Origin of the sequence: Campylobacter suis (assembly GCF_905120475.1) — a bacterium.
GTDB lineage: Bacteria > Campylobacterota > Campylobacteria > Campylobacterales > Campylobacteraceae > Campylobacter_A > Campylobacter_A suis.
Map to the genome: position 1 here is coordinate 340,852 of NZ_CAJHOE010000001.1, position 20,929 is coordinate 361,780.

Annotated in this window: 22 protein-coding genes; 17 read left to right on the top strand and 5 right to left on the bottom strand. The window is 38.3% G+C overall.

Annotation, left to right across the window (positions count from 1 at the left end; translation table 11 throughout):
* The first annotated feature begins 104 nt into the window (after positions 1-104).
* Positions 105-1,418 (top strand): sodium-dependent transporter, encoded by a 1,314-nt coding sequence (locus tag LQV35_RS01815; RefSeq protein WP_230056159.1) that lies wholly within the window; start codon positions 105-107, stop codon positions 1,416-1,418.
* Between the two features lie 8 nt (positions 1,419-1,426).
* On the top strand, positions 1,427-3,361 hold the full coding sequence (gene abc-f, locus LQV35_RS01820; protein ID WP_230056160.1) for a ribosomal protection-like ABC-F family protein: 1,935 nt from the start codon (positions 1,427-1,429) through the stop codon (positions 3,359-3,361).
* A gap of 159 nt (positions 3,362-3,520) precedes the next feature.
* Here abc-f and LQV35_RS01825 read toward each other — a convergent pair whose 3' ends face one another.
* The 4 genes from LQV35_RS01825 to LQV35_RS01840 form a co-directional block, all read right to left on the bottom strand.
* Positions 3,521-4,606, bottom strand: coding sequence for a pyridoxal-phosphate dependent enzyme (locus LQV35_RS01825; RefSeq protein ID WP_230056161.1), 1,086 nt, complete (start codon positions 4,604-4,606; stop codon positions 3,521-3,523).
* A 2-nt stretch (positions 4,607-4,608) separates the two neighbouring features.
* Entirely contained in the window at positions 4,609-4,992 is a 384-nt protein-coding gene (locus LQV35_RS01830; RefSeq protein WP_230056162.1) for a RidA family protein, read from the bottom strand.
* 122 nt (positions 4,993-5,114) lie between these two features.
* Positions 5,115-5,600, bottom strand: coding sequence for an ankyrin repeat domain-containing protein (locus tag LQV35_RS01835; RefSeq protein ID WP_230056163.1), 486 nt, complete (start codon positions 5,598-5,600; stop codon positions 5,115-5,117).
* On the bottom strand, positions 5,597-7,024 hold the full coding sequence (locus tag LQV35_RS01840) for a catalase (protein WP_230056164.1): 1,428 nt from the start codon (positions 7,022-7,024) through the stop codon (positions 5,597-5,599). Before LQV35_RS01840 ends, LQV35_RS01835 begins: the two co-directional genes overlap by 4 nt.
* 197 nt (positions 7,025-7,221) lie before the next feature.
* Between LQV35_RS01840 and LQV35_RS01845 the strand changes: the two genes are divergently transcribed.
* From LQV35_RS01845 to LQV35_RS01885, 9 genes are all read left to right on the top strand, one after another.
* A complete protein-coding gene (locus LQV35_RS01845) occupies positions 7,222-9,156 on the top strand; it encodes a BCCT family transporter (protein ID WP_230056165.1) in 1,935 nt (644 codons plus the stop codon).
* 54 nt (positions 9,157-9,210) lie between these two features.
* Complete coding sequence (locus tag LQV35_RS01850; RefSeq protein ID WP_230056166.1) at positions 9,211-9,642, top strand: DUF302 domain-containing protein; 432 nt, start codon at positions 9,211-9,213, stop codon at positions 9,640-9,642.
* Between the two features lie 94 nt (positions 9,643-9,736).
* On the top strand, positions 9,737-11,110 hold the full coding sequence (locus tag LQV35_RS01855) for a sodium-dependent transporter (RefSeq protein WP_230056167.1): 1,374 nt from the start codon (positions 9,737-9,739) through the stop codon (positions 11,108-11,110).
* 15 nt (positions 11,111-11,125) lie between these two features.
* Complete coding sequence (locus LQV35_RS01860) at positions 11,126-12,331, top strand: M48 family metallopeptidase (RefSeq protein WP_230056168.1); 1,206 nt, start codon at positions 11,126-11,128, stop codon at positions 12,329-12,331.
* Complete coding sequence (gene prmC / locus LQV35_RS01865; protein ID WP_230056169.1) at positions 12,318-13,133, top strand: peptide chain release factor N(5)-glutamine methyltransferase; 816 nt, start codon at positions 12,318-12,320, stop codon at positions 13,131-13,133. The genes LQV35_RS01860 and prmC overlap by 14 nt, the downstream gene beginning before the upstream one ends.
* Positions 13,134-13,142: 9 nt before the next feature.
* Positions 13,143-13,616, top strand: a complete 474-nt coding sequence (locus LQV35_RS01870) for a DUF4149 domain-containing protein (protein WP_230056170.1) — start codon at positions 13,143-13,145, stop codon at positions 13,614-13,616.
* Between the two features lie 98 nt (positions 13,617-13,714).
* Positions 13,715-14,494, top strand: coding sequence for a threonine/serine exporter family protein (locus LQV35_RS01875; protein WP_230056171.1), 780 nt, complete (start codon positions 13,715-13,717; stop codon positions 14,492-14,494).
* A 1-nt stretch (position 14,495) separates the two neighbouring features.
* A complete protein-coding gene (locus LQV35_RS01880; RefSeq protein WP_230056731.1) occupies positions 14,496-15,011 on the top strand; it encodes a threonine/serine exporter family protein in 516 nt (171 codons plus the stop codon).
* A complete protein-coding gene (locus LQV35_RS01885) occupies positions 15,008-15,403 on the top strand; it encodes a YbgC/FadM family acyl-CoA thioesterase (RefSeq protein WP_230056172.1) in 396 nt (131 codons plus the stop codon). The genes LQV35_RS01880 and LQV35_RS01885 overlap by 4 nt, the downstream gene beginning before the upstream one ends.
* Before the next feature lies 1 nt (position 15,404).
* Here the strand turns inward: LQV35_RS01885 and LQV35_RS01890 are convergent, their stop codons facing one another.
* Positions 15,405-16,010 carry a uracil-DNA glycosylase family protein gene (locus LQV35_RS01890; protein ID WP_230056173.1) on the bottom strand — a complete coding sequence of 202 codons (606 nt, stop codon included), beginning with the start codon at positions 16,008-16,010 and terminating at the stop codon, positions 15,405-15,407.
* A gap of 138 nt (positions 16,011-16,148) precedes the next feature.
* Here LQV35_RS01890 and rpmH point away from each other — a divergent pair, with 138 nt between their 5' ends.
* From rpmH to mnmE, 6 genes are read left to right on the top strand one after another with little or no spacing between them, the layout of a single operon-like run.
* Positions 16,149-16,283 carry a 50S ribosomal protein L34 gene (gene rpmH, locus LQV35_RS01895; protein ID WP_034969745.1) on the top strand — a complete coding sequence of 45 codons (135 nt, stop codon included), beginning with the start codon at positions 16,149-16,151 and terminating at the stop codon, positions 16,281-16,283.
* Complete coding sequence (rnpA, locus tag LQV35_RS01900) at positions 16,271-16,606, top strand: ribonuclease P protein component (RefSeq protein WP_230056732.1); 336 nt, start codon at positions 16,271-16,273, stop codon at positions 16,604-16,606. The genes rpmH and rnpA overlap by 13 nt, the downstream gene beginning before the upstream one ends.
* On the top strand, positions 16,603-16,935 hold the full coding sequence (gene yidD, locus LQV35_RS01905; protein WP_230056174.1) for a membrane protein insertion efficiency factor YidD: 333 nt from the start codon (positions 16,603-16,605) through the stop codon (positions 16,933-16,935). Before rnpA ends, yidD begins: the two co-directional genes overlap by 4 nt.
* Entirely contained in the window at positions 16,936-18,492 is a 1,557-nt protein-coding gene (yidC, locus tag LQV35_RS01910) for a membrane protein insertase YidC (RefSeq protein WP_230056175.1), read from the top strand.
* Positions 18,492-19,577, top strand: a complete 1,086-nt coding sequence (locus LQV35_RS01915; protein ID WP_230056176.1) for a Jag N-terminal domain-containing protein — start codon at positions 18,492-18,494, stop codon at positions 19,575-19,577. Before yidC ends, LQV35_RS01915 begins: the two co-directional genes overlap by 1 nt.
* Entirely contained in the window at positions 19,558-20,898 is a 1,341-nt protein-coding gene (mnmE, locus tag LQV35_RS01920) for a tRNA uridine-5-carboxymethylaminomethyl(34) synthesis GTPase MnmE (protein WP_230056177.1), read from the top strand. The genes LQV35_RS01915 and mnmE overlap by 20 nt, the downstream gene beginning before the upstream one ends.
* Positions 20,899-20,929 lie beyond the last annotated feature (31 nt).

Consider the following 20,929-nt stretch of genomic DNA (forward strand, 5'->3'; position numbering starts at 1 on the left):
TGTATCAAAAACTTGCTTTAAACAAAAAATTTACGCCAAATTTTCACTTTATATAAGTTTTATTTTGTATAATCTTATTAAAACTAAATTTTAATGGAACAAAAATGGAAAAGAAAAATTTTACAACAGGCTGGGCATTTATACTTGCTTGCGTTGGCTCGGCTGTTGGCATGGCAAATGTTTGGGGCTTTCCTTACAAGGTCGGAGCAAATGGTGGCGGAGCATTTTTGCTTATATATCTGTTTTTTATCATACTTTTTTCATATGTAGGTCTTTCAGCTGAGTATGCCATAGGACGCCGAGCAAAGACTGGAACCCTTGGCTCATACGAATACGCTTTTGCGACTCGTGGCTGGGGTAAGGTAGGCAAAGCACTTGGCTGGATACCGCTAGCTGGCTCGATGTGTATAGCTATAGGCTATGCTGTTATCATCGCTTATGTTTTAAAAGCTCTTACGCAAGCGCTTGATGGTTCGCTAATGAGCGTGGATACAAGTACATGGTTTGAGTCATTTGCGCTTAGCGAGTACTCGGTTATTCCTTTTCATGTTATAGTTGTTGTTGGAACTCTTTTAACGCTATTTTTTGGGGCAAAAAGCATTGAAAAGACAAACAAGATAATGATGCCTTTATTTTTTATACTTTTTGTTGTTTTGGCAGTCCGTGTGGCTATGCTAGATGGTGCATTTGAGGGATATAAATTTTTATTTCGTGCAGATTTTGCAAAACTTGAAGATCCAATGGTTTGGGTCGCAGCCATGGGGCAGGCATTTTTCTCACTATCTATAACTGGTTCTGGCATGATAGTTTATGGAGCTTATCTTTCAAAGAGCGAGGATGTTGTAGGAAGTGCTAGAAAAACCGCAGTATTTGATACCCTGGCAGCTATCGTGGCGGCGTTTGTGATGATACCAGCGGTATTTGCCTATGCGATGGATCCGGCAGCTGGACCAAAGCTACTTTTTGTTACCTTGCCTAAAATTTTACAAGATATGCCGGGCGGGCAAATTTTTGCCATTATTTTATTTACGGCGGTTATTTTTGGCGGAATTTCATCACTTCAAAATATGTTTGAGGCAGTGGCTGAGTCGATTTTGCATAAATTTCCAAGCCTAAAGCGAAGCTATGTTCTTATAGGTCTGTGTGTGATTTGCCTTGGTGTGGGTGTGCATATGGAGATGATATCTAGCTGGGGTCCGTGGATGGATTTTGTTAGTATTTATATCATACCTATTGGTGCTGTTATAGGTGCGGTGTCTTGGTTTTGGGTGATTAAAAAAGATGAGATAATGGATGAGATAAATACTGGTGCGGCAAAAAAACAAGGAGAGCTTTGGTATAACATAGGTCGTTTTGTCTATGTCCCACTTGCACTTACTCTTTGTGTTATTGCCCTTAGTATGCAAATTTCATTTTAGGCTAGTTAATGGCTCTTATTGATTTTATTGGAGTTAGTAAAAAATTTGGTCCAAATGAGATCTTAAATGAGGTAAGTTTTAGTGTAAATGAGCGTGAAAAGATAGCCATCATCGGTAAAAACGGCGGTGGTAAAAGCACGATAATGAAGCTTTTATGCGGTGTTTATGAGCCAGATAGTGGTCGCGTGATAACGCAAAACAGCATAAAGGTCGAGATGCTGGCGCAGTCTCCAAAATTCGATGATAATATGAGCGTAAAAGATGTGCTAAACGCCGAGCTTGCTGAAATTTTTAGCGCTCGTGAGCAATACTCAAAAGTGCTTCACGCTTTAGAAGCCAACCCAAACGACACATTCGCTCATCAAAGAGCTGATGAGCTGATAAAATTTATCGAGGCAAAAGATGGTTGGAATATCGAGCGAAGTATCGAGCTTGTGCTTGAGTATTTTAGCCTAAAAGAGTATGAAAACCGCCTTGTTAGCTCGCTTAGTGGCGGTGAAGTAAGACGCGTGGCGCTCGGGGCTTTGATACTTAAAAAGCCAGATGTTTTACTACTTGACGAGCCAACAAACCACCTTGATGTGTATATGGTGAAATTTCTTGAAGATATGCTTAAAAACTCAAAGCAAACCATCGTGTTTATAAGCCACGATCGCTATTTTATCGACTCTCTAGCCACTAGAAGTATCGAGATAGAAGAGGCGAAAATCCGCAGTTTTGATGGCGGATATGCTTACTATCTAGCTAAAAAGCAAGAAATTTTAGAAAGCCTTGCAAAAAGCCATGAAACCCTTGTCAAACAGCTAAAAAGCGAGGAAGAGTGGCTGCGTCGTGGCGTAAAAGCTAGGCTAAAACGCAACGAGGGGCGAAAAGAGCGAGTGCTTGCCATGCGCGAGGAAGCCAAGAAAAATCCAGGCGTGATAAGGCGAGTAAAACTCGAGCTTGAAAGAGCGAGTAAAAATTTCAACCAAACCCACTCGATAAACCGCAAAAAAATGCTATTTGAGGTTAAAAATTTATATCTAAAAATGGGCGAAAAAGAGCTTTTAAATGACTTTAATGCCCGCGTTTTACAAGGCGAGCGTATCGCGATAGTAGGACGAAATGGAAGCGGTAAAAGCACGCTTTTAAAAGCGCTTCTTGGCAAGCTAAGTCCAGTTGCTGGAAAGATAGAGCGGGGCGAAGTCGAGGTCGGATACTTTGATCAAAACCGAAGCGAGTTAGATGATGATAAGAGCTTGATAGAGGTGTTTTGCCCAAATGGGGGCGATCATGTTATGGTGCGTGGCTCAAACTATCATGTTTATGGGTATTTGAAGAAATTTTTATTTCCAAAGGAGTATTTGGATAAGCCTATCGGCGTGCTTAGTGGTGGCGAGAAAAACCGCGTGGCGCTGGCTTTGCTTTTTACTAAAAAATACGACATTTTGGTACTTGATGAGCCGACAAACGACCTAGATATCGCCACGATAAATATACTTGAGGAGTATTTGCAAAGCTTTGAAGGGGCGATCATTTTTGTAAGTCACGATCGCTATTTTGTCGATAAGATAGCGACCAAGCTTTGGGCGTTTGAAGATAAAAGGATAGATGTTATCCATCAAGAATACAGTGTCTATCTTGAGCTAAAAGATGAGCTTGGCGAGGTAGATGAGTTTGAGAAAGAAATTTTAGCAAAGCCTGAAAAAGAGCCTGAAACTAGGGCAAAAACTCAAACCAAACTAAGCTACAAACAAAATCAAATTTTACAAAATCACCCCGTAAAGATAGAGGAGTATGAGGCGCTTGTTAGAAAACTTAATGCTGATTTAAGCGATCCTACGATCTATCAAGAAAAGGGCATACAAAAGCTTTATGATGAGCTAGAGATCGCAAAAACAGAGCTTGAAAAGCTAGAAAATGAGTATCTTGAAGTGCTTGAAGTGGCTGAGAGCTTTGAGTAAAAACAAAAACTATCTTATTTTTAATATTGCGGTATATAAATCTTATGAAAAACTTTATTGTTATGACAAGTGACATAAGCTTATAAATTTTTACAAATTTTGGTGACAGCAATACAAGGTACGCAGTTTAGACTTTGGCCCAAAAGGGCCAAAGTGTGATTAGTGTTCGCTTTTTAGACCAGCTCCGCAAAGAGAGATGATACTATCGCCGTTGATAGTGTGAGTGTTTTTGTATGCTTCATATGCCGCATATACCGCCGCTGTGGTATGCTCAACATAAAAGCCTTGCCTTGCTAGATTAGCCCTTGCTGGTAGTATATCGCCCTCTGGTATCGTTATGACTTCGCGCTCGCCCGCGTATGAGCTAGATAGAATTTGCCTTCCTCGCATAGGTCTTGCGATGGCTATGCCCTCAGCCTCGGTCGGCTTTGCGACTATGTCGATAGGAGCGTCTTTTGCGCCAAAGAACGGAGCGCAGTTTTCGCTTTGGACGATGAAAATTTTTGGTAGCTTTTTGATAAGTCCTGCCTCATAAAGCTCGGTAAGAGCCATCTCACAGCCCAAAAGTAGCGTGCCGTTGCCAACTGGCAAGAAGAAGTTATCAGGCACTCTGCCAAGCTGTTCATAAATTTCATAAACATAGGTCTTCGTGCCTTGGTAAAAGAGCGGGTTATATACGTGATTTGCATAGTAAACCCCCTCATCAAGCGCCTTTTTTCGGCACGCATCAGCCGTGTCATCTCTTGTGCCATCAAAAACAGTCGCGGTAGCACCAAAGGCTTTTATCATATTTATCTTCTTCTCGCTTGTGCCTTTTGGGACAAAAATTTCACACTCTATGCCAGCGCGTGCAGCATATGCGGCGACTGAGTTTCCGGCGTTGCCACTGCTGTCTTGCAAGACTTTTTTAACACCGATGCTCTTACAAAGCCATATGAGCATAACCGCGCCTCTATCTTTAAATGAAAGCGTTGGCATCGCATAATCAAGCTTAAAATATAGCTTATCATCAAATTTCACGCTCGCACTCATACCCTCTCCAAGGCTTATGCCTCGCCAAAGCTCATTTTGAAGTGGGAAAAATGCTCGGTAGCGAAATAGGCTAAACTCGCTCTTATCGACAAGATCTAGTGAAAATTTTGGTGCAGTAAAGTTAAGGTTATAAAGCCCTCCGCACTCGCATTTATAGCTCAGACTTTCAAGCGGTGCTGTTTTACCGCACTCATTACATACAAAATGGCTCATTTTTACTCCTTTTTCATCGCTACTTGTGCCTCTATCTCAACCAAACAACCAAAGTGAAGACCAGATGTCGGCACAACGACGCGAGCTGGCTTGTGTGCGCCAAAAAATTTCGCATACTCATCATCTATGTCATCCCAAAATGCCACATCTGGCGTATAAACTCTACACATTATGACATCTTCTTTTTTTGCACCTGCTAGTTGCATGACGGCTTCTAGGTTTTTAAGGGCTTGCTTGGCGTGCTCTCTTGCTCCGCCTTGTGGTAGCTGCATGGTTGCTGGATCTATGCTAAGCTGTCCTGAGATGTAGAGCACATCGCCGTACTGCACAGCTGGCGAGTAGTGTGCTTTTCTGCTTTTTGAAAGTTCGGTTTCAAAAATTTTCATCGCTTCTCCTTTATTTTGAGACAAAAGAGCATTATAACAATAAAGCTTTTGAAATCTTATAAAAACTTAAAATTTAAAATTAATCATTATATAAAATGTGTAGATTTAGGACGAGCCTAAATCTATATAGTCTTTGTAGTTTTTGGTAAAATTTTGTAAAAAATTTGTGCTATTTTTTCAAGCAAGCCTTGCTTTTGGTTTGGTATTTTAGACTTTAAAAACTTAGCCACCTCACGGCGCCCAAACATAAGTGCAAAAGTGTATGGTGTAGCGCCCATGCCGTTGTTTGCATTTATGTTAGCGCCTGCATCTACTAGCATTTTTACTACTTCTAAATGCCCCTTAAACGCAGCTCCAGCAAGGGGCGTTTGCCCCCTGTTGTTTCGCTCATCCACACTTGCTCCGTAAGCTAAAAGCATACGCACGCACTCCTTTGCGTTATTATAGCTTGCTAGCATTAGTAGTGTGTCGCCCTTGGTTGATTTTAAATTTACATTTAGCCCAGCCCTTATCATCGGCTCTAAGCTTTTGACGTCATCGCTCCTTGCAAAGTCAAGTGCCATAAGGCAAAGCTCGTCATAGCGAGCTTGTTCTGAAGCTGTTATCATATCTTTAATGCCTTTTTTACGCCACTTGCATACTCTGGTGAAATTTTCTCAAAATGTCCCAAGGCTCTATCTATGATAAATCTCTCAACGCCTTGCATGCTCGCAGCTATGTTGCTAAATAACGCCTCTTTTTGCTCTGCATTCATTAGATCAAACAGAGCCTTTGGCTGTGAGTAGTAGTCCTCATCTTCGCGGTGATTATATCTTTGTGCGGCGCCACTGATAGCAAGATCTGGCTCTAAAAATGCCTTGTTTTCAGCGTGTCCGCCGTAGCTGTTTGGCTCGTAGTAGGCGCTTGCCGGCATTTCATACATACTGTTATTTAGCGCGCCACCTACGGTGTAGGTATTTACCTCGCTGATAGGGGCATTTACTTTTAGTTGTGCGTAGTGTGTGCCTATGCGGTATCTTTGCGCGTCTGGATAGCTAAAAATTCTAGCTTGAAGCATCTTATCAGGGCTAAATCCAATGCCCGGCACGATGTTGCTAGGGCTAAATGCGGCTTGCTCTACTTCGTTGAAGTAATTTTTTGGATTTTCATTTAGTGTCATGACGCCCACATCTATGAGTGGAAATTCCTTGTGCGACCAGGTTTTAGTAAGGTCAAATGGGTTGAAATTTACGTTATTTGCCTGCTCTTCGCTCATCACTTGGATCTTAAAGTCCCATTTTGGGAAATTTCCTTTTTCTATGTTTTCATAAAGGTCTCTTTGATGGCTTTCTCTATCGTTTGCGATGATTTTACCTGCTTCTTCGTTGGTTAGGTTTTTGATACCTTGTCTGGTTTTAAAGTGAAATTTCACATAAAATCTCTCGCCTTTTTCATTTATCAGGCTGTAAGTGTGGCTACCAAAGCCATGCATATGGCGGTAGCTCGCTGGAATTCCACGATCGCTCATTAGTATAGTTACTTGATGAAGTGTCTCTGGGCTTAGCGACCAAAAGTCCCAAGCGGCGTTGTTTGAGCGTAAATGTGTGCATGGATCGCGCTTTTGGGTATGGATAAAGTCAGGGAATTTATATGGATCTCGTAGGAAAAATACAGGCGTGTTGTTGCCTACTAAGTCCCAGTTGCCCTCGCGGGTGTAGAATTTTATCGCAAAGCCTCTTACATCGCGCTCTGCATCGGCTGCACCTGCCTCGCCTGCGACTGTTGAAAAGCGTAGAAGTAGCTTTGTTTTTTCACCATTGCTTAGCACTTTTGCCTTTGTGTATCTTGATATATCGTGTGTGATTTCAAGCTCTCCGTAAGCTGCTGAGCCCTTTGCATGCACTGTTCGCTCAGGTATGTGCTCTCTGTTTTGATGGGCTAGCTTTTCTATAAGCTGATAGTCTTGCATAAGAACCGGGCCTCTTACCCCTGCTGTTAGGGAGTTTTGGTTATCGGCGATTGGGTTGTCAGAAGTCGTGGTAAGTTGTTTCATATTTTTTCCTTTTTAATAAATTTTATTATTTGTAAATTATATAGCTTATATGCTAAAAATATTCTTAAAAAATAAAAATTATTAATTATAAATATAGTTTTATTGTTACCGCACATATTAAAAATGTTATAAATTTTGGCTATTTACTTTTTTTTGATACTCTAATAATAACAAAATCATTCATAAAAGGTTAGTTAATGAAAAAACAAAATTTAGCAAAGTTAAACCCAAAGGTGTTTTATCCATCTTTGTTTGTAGTGCTTTTTATTACGGCTTTTTCTCTCGTTTTGCCAGAGCTTGCCACAAAAGTTTTTAAAGGTGGTCAAAACTTTGTTACAGAGAAATTTGGCTGGTTTTATGTGCTTGCGATAGCAATCATTGTTGTTGCTACATTTGTATTGGGATTTTCAAAATTTGGTGAGATAAAGTTGGGTGCTGATCACTCAAAGCCAGCTTACTCAAACATATCGTGGTTTGCGATGTTATTTGCCGCTGGTATGGGTATCGGACTTGTGTTTTTTGGTGTCGGAGAACCACTTATGCACTTTTTAAATCCACCAGCTGGTGAGGGTGCAAAAGTTGCTATGAATATCACATTTTTCCACTGGGGGATAAGTGCTTGGGCTGTTTATTGTATAGTTGCATTGGTTTTAGCGTTTTTTTCCTATAGACACAACCTTCCATTAACGCTTCGTTCAGCATTTTATCCACTTATAGGTGATAAAATTTATGGTAGGATTGGAGATATGATAGATATTTTTGCTGTTGTCGCGACACTTTTTGGTGTGGCAACATCGCTTGGATATGGCGTCATGCAGGTAAATGGCGGACTTAGCCATGTCTTTGGTCTGCCTGCTATGAATATAATCTTGCTTATTATCCTAACGATACTTGCGACTATATCGGCTGCAAGTGGTGTTGATAAAGGGATTAAAATTTTATCAAACTCAAACATCTTGGTTGCGATCGTTTTTTTAATTTTTATACTATTTTTAGGCAATAGCGTAGGTCTTTTAAAGGCATTTGTGCAAAATAGTGGAGAGTATATATCAACGCTGATATCAAACACATTTAACCTTTATGCATATGACCGTGCTAATGACTCGTGGCTTGGTGGCTGGACGTTGCTTTACTGGGCTTGGTGGCTATCTTGGTCGCCATTTGTTGGGCTTTTTATAGCTAAAATTTCAAAAGGTAGAAGCATTAGAGAGTTTATCATGGGGGCACTTTTTGTGCCAACTGGATTTACTTTTATGTGGATGACATTTTTTGGAAACAGCGCGATAGAGCTTGTAAAAAACGGCAACACTGCGCTTGTTGATGCTGTAAATAGTGATGTGGCTATAGCGTTATTTGTATTTTTAGAAAATTTCCCATTTTCAACTTTTCTTAGCATTATAGCTATCACAATGGTTATAATATTTTTTATAACATCTGCGGATTCAGCTGCGATGATAATAAACATGCTTTGTTCAAACGGCTCTGACAACACTCCACTTTGGCAGAAAATTTTCTGGGGACTAACCATAGGTATAGTCGCTGCTTCTCTTATGCTAGGCGGCGGACTTGCTTCGCTTCAAGCTATGACCATACTTTCAGCCTTGCCTTTTACTATCGCGCTTTTATTTGCGATGTTTGGTCTTTTTAAGGCACTTAGAGTCGATGTGCTTAAAAAAAGCTCACAAAATTTTTCAAATATGCCTATATCTGAAATGTCAAAAAGCTGGCAAGAGAGGCTAAAAACGATAATTGAGCTACCTAACAAAAAAGATGCCTATAAATTTATAAACAATGTCGTGGAAGATTCGTTCTCATTATTAAAAGCAGAATTTGAAAAAAATGGATTAAAGGCAGATGTTAGTAAGAATGAAGCTGGGGATTTCTTAAAACTTAGCGTTGGTCTTGGCGAAGAGCTTGACTTTGTTTATGGCGTAAAGCTTGTTCGCAGAAATACGCCTGATTACACTCAAGCTCTTGATAACAGCGATATTTATTACCGAGCAGAGGTGTTTTTAAATGAAGGTGGGCAAGATTATGATGTCTTAGGATGGAGTGAGGCTACAATAATTAATGATGTTATCGAGCAGTATCGTAAGCATATGCAATTTTTGCAAACTTTAAGAAATGGATAATCACTATTTAAATTTTATAGTTATAATTTGAATAAAATTTTAAAGGAGATATCTATGAAAAAGTTAGTTTTAGTCGCATTTATGCTTGCTGGATCGCTGTTTGCTGATGACCTTATAAAGGGCGAGGCTAAATTTGGTGTTGATGAAACAACACAGAAGCTACAAAGTGTTATAAGCGAGGCAGGCGTTAAAGTTTTTAGTGTGTTTGATCATAGCACTCTTGCAAAAGAAGCTGGACTAGATATGCCAAATACAAAAGTCGTAGTGTTTGGATCACCAAAAGTAGGCACTTTGCTTATGCAGTGTGTTACAGATGTTGCTATTGATTTGCCATTAAAATTTCTTGTAAGTGAGGTTGATGGTAAGAGTATGGTTGCTTATGAGGATATTAAAAGTATCGCTTCTCGCCATAACGCCGATAAATGTGAGATAGTCGATATGTTAAGCAAGGCTCAGGCTAAATTTTTTAAAGCTGTTACAAAATAATAGCTAATTTGGGCGATATAAATCGCCCCTAACCAAAATTTAAACGCTATTTTGCTATAATCTACCCCTTTTTATAAACATACTAAGGATTATTATGCAACGAAATTCATGGAGTTCAAGGCTCACTTATATCCTAGCTATCGCTGGTGCGACCGTTGGCTTCGGTGCGACTTGGCGCTTTCCATATCTGGTTGGTCAAAATGGCGGTGGGGCGTATGTTTTGACATTTTGTATAGCTATGATAGTTATAGGAATTCCTATGATTTTGGTTGAAAATGCCATAGGTAGGCGACTTAAAGTAAATGCAGTCGATGCTTTTGGCGGTAGTGCAAATGGCAAAAAGATAGCCAAAGGTTGGAAAATAGTGGGATGGATGGGTATCTTGGGTGCGTTTGGCATTATGGCTTACTATATGGTTATCGGCGGATGGGTGCTAAACTACATCGCACAAATTGCCTTTGGACTGCTTGATCTAACGCATGTTGTTGATTTTAAAACAACGAGTGAGTTTTACGAGCAAAATATCGTAAATAACCCACTTTCTATTAGCTTTGCAACTCTTGTTTTTGTGCTTATAAACTACATAGTTTTGGTTCAGGGTGCGGTTAAAGGTATAGAAAAATCAGCAAAATACCTAATGCCACTTTTGTTTTTACTGATGCTTACGATGGTGATTAAAAACCTAACGCTAGATGGCGTTATGGACGGGGTTAAATTTTATCTTACGCCTGATTTTTCAAAGATAAATGCAAAACTTTTTGTAGATGTTTTGGGTCAGGTCTTTTTTGCACTTTCCCTTGGTTTTGGCGTGATGATAACGCTTTCAAGCTTTGTGAAAAAGGATGAGGGGTTGGTTAAAATTTCACTCATTACCGGTGTGCTAAACACTACTATTGCCGTTCTTGCTGGATTTATGATATTTCCATCACTTTTTACCTTTGGTATCGAGCCAAATAGCGGTCCGAGCCTTGTTTTTAAATCACTGCCGATAGTATTTTCAAATATGTGGGCTGGCGAGCTTTTTGCTGTGGCTTTTTTTACACTTTTGATGATAGCCGCACTTACCACATCGCTTCCAATTTATGAAGTCATCATCACAACAATTCAAGAAAAATTCAAAATTCGTCGTAAAAAAGCGATATTTATAGTTCTCGGTGGGATATTTTTACTAGGAAATTTGCCAAGCCTTATGGCTACAAATTTACTTTCAGATGTTACTATTTTTGGTAAAAATATCTTTGATGCATACGATGCGATAAGCGCTACGATATTTTTTGTTTTGACCTCGCTAGGATGTGCGATATTTGTTGGCTGGGTGCTAAAAGATGAGGCTAAAAAAGAAATTTTACAAGGTAGTGAGCAGTATAAAAAGGTTGTTGATATTTGGTTTTGGTATGTAAAATTTATTATACCTTTTATCATCTTGGTTGTTTTTATAAGCTCTTTTTATGATAATTTTTTAAAATAAATTTTAAGGTTTTAGATGTTAAATACTTTGATAGCTTTATATCTTATCTATCTTTTTATCAAGCTCACACTTGCGGTGCTTGATATGCGTTTTGTAAGGGCAGAAAGTAATAAAAATGCTGTGGTTTTAGAAGAGAGCGAGTATAAAAACGCCGCACTTATTAAGGTGGCAAATCACAAATTTGAGATAATCTCAAGCATTTTTAGCTTTTTTGTCTTTTTATTTTGGGTAAATGGTGGGCTAAAATGGCTTTATAACACTATCGTAAAAAATGACTTAATTAGCGAAAATATCGCGTTTGTGATGAGTTTTATCATCATCTCAGCTATCTTTGAGCTACCGTTTGGGATATATGAGAAATTTGTAAAAGATAAAAAGCACGGATTTTCAAATATGAGTGCTAAAATTTTCATCATCGACACGCTAAAAGAGCTTGTTTTAACGCTCGTTTTTGGCTCGGCGTTTGTGTGGCTCATACTCTTTTGTATCCAAAGTTTAGGGCAGTTTTGGTGGTTTTGGGCGTTTTGTATAAGCTTTGTTATCATTTTGATTATAAATTTGATATACCCGACCATCATCGCTCCGATGTTTAACAAGGTAAAACCGCTTGAAGATGGTGAGCTAAAAACTAGCATTGAGGGGCTTTTGAACGGACTTGGATTTAAGAGTAGTGGTGTGTTTGTGATGGATGCGAGTAAGCGAGATAACCGTCTAAATGCCTACTTTGGCGGACTTGGAGCTACAAAGCGAGTGGTGCTTTTTGACACGCTTATAAAAAAGCTTAGTCTTGATGAGATCATCGCGGTTTTGGGGCATGAGCTGGGGCATTTTAAGCACGGCGATATTTTTAAGATGATAGCGATGAGTGCGGTTATGATGTTTTTGCTTTTTATGATTTTTGGAAATATCCCAAGCGAGTTTTATGAGGCTGTGGGACTGGTGCAAAGTGGCTCTGGCGTGATTGTTTTTATGTTAATTTTTGCGCCGATTTTTAGCCTATTTTTCTCGCCCGTTATCTCGTTTATAAGTCGAAGAAATGAGTTTGGTGCTGATGAGTTTGGTGCTAAAACAAAGAGCAAAACCGATATGATAAACGCCCTAAAGAAGCTTGGTAGTGAGAACAAAGCCTTTCCAAAATCACACCCGCTTTATGCCTTCGTCTATCATAGCCATCCAAGCCTTTTTGAGCGTATAACAAAGCTTGAAAATGACGATAAATGAAGCCCTAAATCACGCCAAAAGTGAGCTTAAATTTCACGAAAGTAGGGCTTTTGTGGCTCGTGCTTTGATGCAGTATTTTAGCGGCTTAAGCAAGGAGCAAATTTATCTAAAAGGTGGCGATGAGCTAGATAATGCTAGTGAGTACTTTAAGTTTGTAAAAAGGTTTAAAAACAGTGAGCCACTTGAGTATATCACAGGTGTGGCGTCGTTTTACTCGCGTGAGTTTGAGATTCAAAGCGGGGTGCTGATACCAAGACCTGAGAGTGAAATTTTAGTTGAAAAAGTAAGCGAAATTTTGGTCGGTTTTGATACGCCAAGAGTGTGTGAGATAGGGGTTGGAAGCGGTGTGATAAGCGTAAGTTTGCTCTTAAATTTTAAAGACCTATTTATAATCGCAACCGATATAAACGAAAAAGCACTCGAGCTTTCAAGGAAAAACGCCATAAAATTTGGCGTGAGTGATAGGCTAAAACTGGTAAAAACTAGCCTAATGGATGAAGTTTTAGGCGAGTTTGATGTGATAATCTCAAATCCACCCTATATCGCGAGTGATTATAAGCTTGATGATTTCGTGCTAAATGAGCCACATAATGCACTTTTTGGCGGAGAAAAGGGCGATGAAATTTTAAAGCAAATCATCGCTTTAGCGAGTAAGAGAAACGCAAAAATCCTAGCTTGTGAAATGGGATATGATCAAAGGCAAAGTATGCAAGAAGAGCTTGAGAAATTTGGCTTTGAAGCTGAGTTTTACAAGGATTTGGCGGGGTTTGATCGCGGCTTTGTAGCAAAATCTAAAAAATAAAGGAAAAATATGAAAAGTATATATTTGTTTTTGTTAGCAGTTTTGGTTGGTGTTGAGATAGCACTCGGAGCGTTTGTCGCACCTGTGATATTTTATCCAGCTAAATTTATAGGTGAAGCTGTTTTGACACACTTTCAAAATGGCATTTTGATGAGTCAAATTTTTGTAAAGTATAATTACATCTTGCTTGGCGTGAGCGCATTTGTGTTTTTGTATGATGTTGTCGGGCTTAAATTTAAAGAGTGTTTTCATATCAAGATTTCAGCTTTTGCGCTAAGTGCTATAAATTTATCTCTTGCGCTTAGTTTTGTTTATTATTTTACCCCATTTATCATCGAAGCTCAAGCACTTGGCGAGGCGATGACTAAGGGAAATGCTGAATTTGACGCAATGCATAAGGCGAGTGAATATGTTATGAAGCTTATGATGTTGGCACAGTTTTTGCTCTTTTTTGTTAGAAGCTTTAAAGGTAAAAGTGAGTAGTGAATATGACAGAAGTGTTAAAAGTTGCTCTGTTTTTTATGATTTTTGCTATACTTTTGGGCTGTGCAAACAGTATAGGCGTAAGTTTTGGACTATAAATGCAAAAGCCACACATACAGCCACTAACTGACTTTTTGATAGACTACACAGCAAAAATGCTAAGCATAGGCACATACACTGCACGCATAGACAGATGTGTTTCTAGGATAGCAAAAGCCTATGGATATGATGTTAGCTTGACTATTTTTGTAAAACATTTTACCATTAGTGTGATGGATCCACTTGATAACTCGATAAGGCGAACATACGTAAAGACTAGTCCACCACTTCCTATAAATTTTCATGTTATTTCTGAGCTTAGTGCTCTTAGTTGGCAAATCCACGATGAGAGATTTGATCTTGAAACTGCTACAGAGCATTTTGCAGAGATAACATCTTATAAAAATAATGAATTTTTAAAAACTCTTGTTTTTATAAGCCTTGCAAATTCAGCATTTTGTCGTCTTTTTGGCGGAGATGTTGGTGGGATTATCGCGGTTTTTTTGGCAACTTTTATAGGTTTTTATGCTAGATTTTTGCTTGCAAAATTTAAAATAAATCTCAAACTTCAATACATAGTAGCATCTTTTTTAGCGTCATTTGTTGCATATCTTGGGGTATTTTTTGGTTTTTCATCTACGCCTGATGCAACTATTGGCTCAAGCGTTTTGTTTTTAATGCCAGGAATTTATATGATAAATTCGATCTTTGATATTTTAAATGAAAACATTTTAGTTGGCATTAGCCGCGCTACAAGTACGGGAATTTTGATATTGTGTATCGCGATTGGCTTTTATATGACACTTTCTATCTCAAATATTGGAGTTATTAGTGGCTGATTTGCTCATTTATACTATATTAGATGCTATTTTTGCTGCTGTGGCTGGATTTGGCTTTGCCTATGCTAGCTCGCCGCCAGCTAGAACTTTAGCATTTTCTGCCTTAATAGCAGCCATAGCCCACGCAAGTCGTTTTTTGATGATAGAGGCTAATATTTTAAACATAACCATAGCAACACTTATCGCCTCTTTTTTGGCTGGAATTTTAGGTATGTTTTTTGCAAAAAGACTAAAGGTGCCAGCAGAGATTATAGCCTTTCCAGCGCTTTTGCCTATGGTGCCAGGAATTTATGCTTATAGGAGTATACTTGCGTTATTTTCTTTTATTAAAAGCGAAGATAGTACAGAAAAAATGGGCTTTTTGATGATGTTTTTTGATAATGCTCTAACAACTGCTGGTGTGGCTATCGCGCTTGGCGTTGGTGTTTCTGTTACTCTTTTGCTCTTTTATGAGCAGTCACTCATGACCACGCGCGGTGCTAGATGTGATATAAAAACAAAAAAGGAATATAGATGAAAGTAAGGGTTTATTACGAAGATACCGATGCTGGAGGCATTGTTTATCACTCAAATTACATAAAATTTTGTGAACGAGCAAGAAGCGAACTTTTATTTAAGGCAGGAATTAAAACATTTGATAATGTAGGTTATTTCGTGGTTTCAGAGATAAATGCTAAATTTTTAAAACCATCATTTTTGGGCGATATATTGCACATTAGTACTAAAACTATTGAGTGTAAAAATGTTAGTGCGACATTGCTTCAAGAAATTTATAGGGTTGAAAATTTAGATGGCAAGATAGAAAATGAGCTAGTTTTTAGTGCTAAAATAAAGGTTGCTTTTATGTCTGGCTCAAAGCCTGTCCGTATGCCATCAAATGTTGTGGAATTTTTTAAAGTAACGCAGTAGACTAGAGCATTGCTTTTATTTTTTTTAAATCATTTTGAAAATCAGCTTTAAAACTTGGATTTTTGCTTAGCCAAGCTGGTGAAAAAGTGGGGATTAAATTTGTATTTGCAAATTTTAATAAACTACCCCTTATAGCGTTTATATCGCTATTTTTAAGCTCAGGCATTAAACTAAAAAGTGTATTTGCTCCAAGCGTGATAATAAGCTTTGGTTTTAATAAATTTATCTCTTGAAAAAGATATGGTTTACACATTTGTACGCATTCATTTGGTGTATTTTTATGATTTTCACATCGCAAAATACAGCTTGCATAAATTTTATCTTTGCTAAGATTTAGCTCATTTTTTATAGCTTCTATCTCGTTTTTAATTTGTGAGCTTGAAAAACTTATCAGTAAAATTTTTGCACCGATTTCTCCATCGCCTGCAAATGCACTATTTGAGCCATTTTTTAAGTAGCAAAGCGAGCAAGAGCTTATCTCTTTTTTTAGCTCATCTAGATTTTGAAATATAAAATTTTGTGCTAGATTTAGGCTTGAATGATCTATAAATTTATATCCTATGGCTTTTAAAAATAGTAGCTTATCAAGCGCAAATGAGTTTTGCATTAGTTAAAAAATCCTAAAAATTTTAAAATAGCAGGCGTGATTATATCAAATGCAAATTAAACTCAGATAAACTTCTTCAAAGGAATTTAAGTATAGCTTTGATAAAATCACGCTTTTATATTAAATTTAAGGAATAAAATGAAAAGAACTTATCAGCCTCATAAGACCCCAAAAAAACGCACTCATGGCTTTCGCGTTAGAATGAAAACAAAAAATGGTCGCAAAGTTCTTAGCGCAAGACGCGCCAAAGGTAGAAAAAGATTGGCAGCTTAGTAGGCTTTGAGTCGCTCGGTGACTCAAAAGAATTTTCGGCGGTTTATAAAGACGCAAAAAAGTGGTATTGCGATGTTTGCGTCCTTTTTTATAAGCCTTGCACAGAGAAAAAAGTAGCCGTAGTTGCTAGTAAAAAGGTGGGCAAAGCAGTCGTTCGCAATAGGGCAAAAAGGCTTTTGCGAGCTGTTTTTGTAAATGTTTCAGATGAGCTTCGTAGCGGTGTGTATATAATGGTGGCAAAAAGCGGACTAAATGATTTTTCATTTGATAAAATTCACAAGAGCTTGCGCTGGTCACTAAAAAAGTTGGACTGTTTAAAATGAAAGGTGTTGTGCTTTTTGTTCTTAAATTTTACCAAAAATATATCTCAAAATTTACTCCAAGTTCATGCAGATACTATCCGACCTGTTCAGAGTATGCCATATGGCAGTTTAAGCATAACAACTTCTTTCTAGCTTTTTTTGCTACTTTTTTGAGAATTCTAAGATGTAACCAGCTTTTTAAGGGTGGTATTGACTACCCTATTGTTTATAGAAAAAAACCAAAATTTATATACTCAAAAACCAACAAAAATAATATAAATTTTTGGTTTGTTCCCCATTCGGCGGGTAAATTTTATGTTATTAAGACCATTGTGTCGAAGGAAAAATAAATGGAAAAACTCTCTACTCAAAAACGGGTGTTGCTAGCAACCCTACTGTCTTTTGTTTTTTTTGTTATATATGACTATTTTTTTATACCAAAACAAGTTTTAAGCGAGCAAAATCAAACTATTACGCAAAATCAAGCACCTCAAAGTAATGTCAGTCAGCCTGCTGCTAGCTCAAGCGTAGCGCCAAGTGCGGTGGTTTCGCAAGGTCAAACTTTGGTTGTCGTAAAGTCAAAAGGCTATGAGGCTCACATTGATACTCTTGGTCGCGTGAGCAAATTTTACTTAAATGATGAAAAATTTAAGCTAGAAGATGGTTCTCGCACTAATCTTGCAGGCGGCGCACCACTTGGTCTTGAGATAAGATTTAGCGATACAGTGATAAATGATGAGGCCTTTAAGACAAACTATACCGCTGATGTGAGCGAGTTAAATGTGGAAAGTGGCTCAAAAACAGTTACTCTAACGCAAAAACTTTCAAATTTTGATGTTGTTAAAAAGATAACCTTCTTTGAAAATGGAAAATACGACCTAGATGTAAAGCTAAGCGCTAACGCAGAGTATTTTATAACTCCTGGCTTTAGACCAAGTGTTGCGATTGATAGCTATACTGTCCACGGAGCACTTTTGCGCCATGCAGACTCAAAGCTTAGTATCATTGAAGATGGCGACCTAGATACAAATGAGGCATATAGTGATATAAATATCGCGGCTGCGTCTGATCGCTATTACGCGACACTTTTTTATAATTTTGATAAGAATTTAAATGTATATATGAGCGCCGATGCTGCTAAAAATTCAGTGATATTCGTTAAGCCAGATGGGGATTTTAAGGCTAGTGGATATATTGGTGCAAAGGATAATGCAGCACTAAAAGCTATAGATGAGCGCCTTGTTGATGTTATTGAGTATGGCTGGTTTAGTTTTATTGCTAAGCCAATGTTTAAGTTTTTAAATTTCTTGCATGATCATATCGGCAACTGGGGCTGGGCGATTGTAGTTTTGACGCTTGTTATAAGGATTATTTTATTCCCGCTGACATACAAAGGTATGCTCTCTATGAACAAGCTTAAGGAGCTTTCTCCAAAGATGAAAGAGCTTCAAGCCAAATATAAAGGTGATCCGCAAAAGCTAAATATGCATATGATGGAGCTTTATAAAAAGCATGGCGCAAACCCTATGGGCGGATGTTTGCCAATACTTATGCAAATACCTATTTTCTTTGCGATATATCGGGTACTTTTAAATGCGATCGAGCTAAAGGGTGCCGAGTGGATACTATGGATAAAAGACCTTTCTGTTATGGATCCATATTTTATACTACCAGTACTTATGGGTGTTACTATGTTTTTACAGCAAAAACTTACTCCAACTACATTTACTGATCCAATGCAAGAGAAGATTATGAAGTATTTGCCACTTATTTTTACATTTTTCTTTGTAACATTCCCAGCTGGTCTTACTCTTTACTGGTTTATTAACAATGTTTGTTCGGTCATTCAGCAAATTTTTGTAAATAAACTATTTGAAAAACATAAAAAGGCGGAGGTAAAGGCATAATGCGTATTGAAGCAAGTAATCTGCAAGATGCCTTTGAGCAGGCAGCACAAAAGCTTGGTTGCTCAGTAACACAGCTTGATATAAAAGTTATCCAGCACCCAAGCTCTGGTTTTCTTGGATTTTTTAAAAAAAATGCAATAATCGAAGCCGAAATAGAGGGAAAAAATAAAAATTTTGAAAAAAATGAGCGCAAACAAGATAACAAGCATGAAAAAAATGAACACAAAAAAGAGCATAAGCACGAAAAGCGCGAGCAAAATTTAGAAAAAAAACAATCAGAAGACAGGCACGGTGGTCAAAAAGACGAAAATCATGACAGACCAAAAGATGAGAAAAAAAGAGGCCGCAATAAAAACAAGAAAAAGTCACATCAAAATTTACCAAAACAAACCCTAAGCGAAAAAAATGACACTCTCGCTCAAGGAGCGTTTGGAGATGTGCAAGATGCTTTAGATGAGCCAAAACCCGAGTATGTTATAAAGCGACTTGATGTGCCTGAGGTAGCGTTAAAAAAACATGAGAAAAAAAATATTTTAGATACATCTATTATCGATAACTTTAACACTAACGATAATGATGAAAAAGTGCAAGAAAAAGATAGTAAAAAACCAAAAGAGCCTGTGAATTTTGATGAAATTTTGCCGGTTATAAAGAGCGATCTTACAAGACTCTTAAGCACAAGCTGTTTTAGTATTAGTAAAATAGAAGTTAGTAAATTTAATGATGAGTGCGTTCTTATCGAGCTTGACGGAGAGGACGCGGCGCTACTTATAGGCAAAGAAGGGTATCGTTACAAGGCTATCTCATACTTGCTTCATAACTGGTTAAATGCAAGATATGGGCTATCTATCCGCCTTGAAGTCGCTGAGTTTTTAAAAAATCAAGAGACTATGATAGAGCAGTATTTGCTTAGCGTGATAGAGCGTATAGAGACTAACGGCAAAGCCCAAACCAAGCCACTTGATGGAGTTTTGGTCAAAATCGCACTTGAAAAACTACGCGAGAGATTTCCAGAGAAGTATGTCGGCATAAAATCAAACGGAAATGAAAAATTTGTAGTTGTAAATGATTTCTTCAAAAAGTGACACAATCGCCGTTATAGCCACGGCAAATGGCATCGGTTCCATAGGTATCATACGACTTAGTGGAGCTGATGCGCTAGATACCGCGCTTAAACTCACTAAGCGCCAAACCCTTACCCCGCGCCGCGCCACACTTACAAAAATTTATTCTCTTAAAGATGAGTTTTTAGATGAGGCGATAATGCTTTATTTTAAGGCACCAGCAAGCTTTACGGGTGAGGATGTTGTCGAGTTTCAAACGCACGGTGGTTTTATGGTTGCGCGTATGATTTTGGCCGATCTTTTAAACGCTGGAGCTAGGCTTGCTAGAGCTGGTGAGTTTAGCCAGCGGGCGTTTTTAAACCAAAAGATGGATCTTAGCAAGGCAAACGCGATAAGTGCGCTCATCAATGCAAAAAGCGAGGGGGCGGTAAAAATTTTAGCCCGTCAGATGAGGGGCGATCTAGGGCAATATGTAGATGAGCTAAGGGCTGAGCTGGTGCGGACTTTGGCATTTGTTGAGACTAGCATTGATTATGCAGATGATGATTTACCAAGTGATTTGCTAGCTCAAATTTCAGAGCTTTTAAGTCAAAATCACGCCAAGTTATCGCGCATAGTAAGCCTTAGCCAAAGTAGAGCAGGTCTTATTGAGGGCTTTAAAATAGCTATTATTGGCAAGCCAAATGTTGGCAAAAGCTCAGTTTTAAACTCGCTTTTAAGTTATGAAAGGGCGATAGTTAGCGATGAGGCTGGTACCACTCGCGATAGGGTTGAGGAGAGCCTAAATATCGGCACGCATTTAGTGCGTATCATCGATACTGCTGGCATTCGTAAAAATGCTGGAAATGTCGAGAATATAGGCATTAGCTACTCATTAAAAGCGATTGATGAGGCGGACATTATCCTTGCTGTCTTTGATGGGTCAAACGAGGCTGATGAGCAAGACGCAAAAATTTTAGAGCTTTTAAAAGAGTGTGAAAAGAAGCTATTTTTTGTGATAAACAAGTGCGATCTAGCTCAAAAATTTACGCTTTGCTTGCCAGATGAGCCTTTAAAAATTTCTGCTAAAAACAGCACCCAAAAGCTAGTAAGTGTGCTTGAAGGGTATCTAAACACCCAAGATAGCGATGAGTTCATACTAAACTCAAATGTGCAAATAAACGCGTGTCAAAACGCTGCAAATGCCATAAAAAGGGCTCTAGAGCTTCTTGATGAGAGCGAGCTTGAGCTATTTGCCTATGAAATAAACTCAGCCATTTCTAATATCTCACGCATTACTCGCCCGTTTGAAAGAGATGAAATTTTAGATGAGATGTTTAGCAACTTTTGTCTTGGAAAGTAAATTTTAACAAACCTCTTGATAGACTAAATTT

Excerpts from the sequence above, each read along its gene's own strand:
- LQV35_RS01815 (WP_230056159.1), top strand. The coding sequence starts at position 105 with ATGGAAAAGAAAAATTTTACAACAGGCTGGGCATTTATACTTGCTTGC.
- abc-f (WP_230056160.1), top strand. The coding sequence starts at position 1,427 with ATGGCTCTTATTGATTTTATTGGAGTTAGTAAAAAATTTGGTCCAAAT.
- LQV35_RS01825 (WP_230056161.1), bottom strand. The coding sequence starts at position 4,606 with ATGAGCCATTTTGTATGTAATGAGTGCGGTAAAACAGCACCGCTTGAA.
- LQV35_RS01830 (WP_230056162.1), bottom strand. The coding sequence starts at position 4,992 with ATGAAAATTTTTGAAACCGAACTTTCAAAAAGCAGAAAAGCACACTAC.
- LQV35_RS01835 (WP_230056163.1), bottom strand. The coding sequence starts at position 5,600 with ATGATAACAGCTTCAGAACAAGCTCGCTATGACGAGCTTTGCCTTATG.
- LQV35_RS01840 (WP_230056164.1), bottom strand. The coding sequence starts at position 7,024 with ATGAAACAACTTACCACGACTTCTGACAACCCAATCGCCGATAACCAA.
- LQV35_RS01845 (WP_230056165.1), top strand. The coding sequence starts at position 7,222 with ATGAAAAAACAAAATTTAGCAAAGTTAAACCCAAAGGTGTTTTATCCA.
- LQV35_RS01850 (WP_230056166.1), top strand. The coding sequence starts at position 9,211 with ATGAAAAAGTTAGTTTTAGTCGCATTTATGCTTGCTGGATCGCTGTTT.
- LQV35_RS01855 (WP_230056167.1), top strand. The coding sequence starts at position 9,737 with ATGCAACGAAATTCATGGAGTTCAAGGCTCACTTATATCCTAGCTATC.
- LQV35_RS01860 (WP_230056168.1), top strand. The coding sequence starts at position 11,126 with ATGTTAAATACTTTGATAGCTTTATATCTTATCTATCTTTTTATCAAG.
- prmC (WP_230056169.1), top strand. The coding sequence starts at position 12,318 with ATGACGATAAATGAAGCCCTAAATCACGCCAAAAGTGAGCTTAAATTT.
- LQV35_RS01870 (WP_230056170.1), top strand. The coding sequence starts at position 13,143 with ATGAAAAGTATATATTTGTTTTTGTTAGCAGTTTTGGTTGGTGTTGAG.
- LQV35_RS01875 (WP_230056171.1), top strand. The coding sequence starts at position 13,715 with ATGCAAAAGCCACACATACAGCCACTAACTGACTTTTTGATAGACTAC.
- LQV35_RS01885 (WP_230056172.1), top strand. The coding sequence starts at position 15,008 with ATGAAAGTAAGGGTTTATTACGAAGATACCGATGCTGGAGGCATTGTT.
- LQV35_RS01890 (WP_230056173.1), bottom strand. The coding sequence starts at position 16,010 with ATGCAAAACTCATTTGCGCTTGATAAGCTACTATTTTTAAAAGCCATA.
- rpmH (WP_034969745.1), top strand. The coding sequence starts at position 16,149 with ATGAAAAGAACTTATCAGCCTCATAAGACCCCAAAAAAACGCACTCAT.
- yidD (WP_230056174.1), top strand. The coding sequence starts at position 16,603 with ATGAAAGGTGTTGTGCTTTTTGTTCTTAAATTTTACCAAAAATATATC.
- yidC (WP_230056175.1), top strand. The coding sequence starts at position 16,936 with ATGGAAAAACTCTCTACTCAAAAACGGGTGTTGCTAGCAACCCTACTG.
- LQV35_RS01915 (WP_230056176.1), top strand. The coding sequence starts at position 18,492 with ATGCGTATTGAAGCAAGTAATCTGCAAGATGCCTTTGAGCAGGCAGCA.
- mnmE (WP_230056177.1), top strand. The coding sequence starts at position 19,558 with ATGATTTCTTCAAAAAGTGACACAATCGCCGTTATAGCCACGGCAAAT.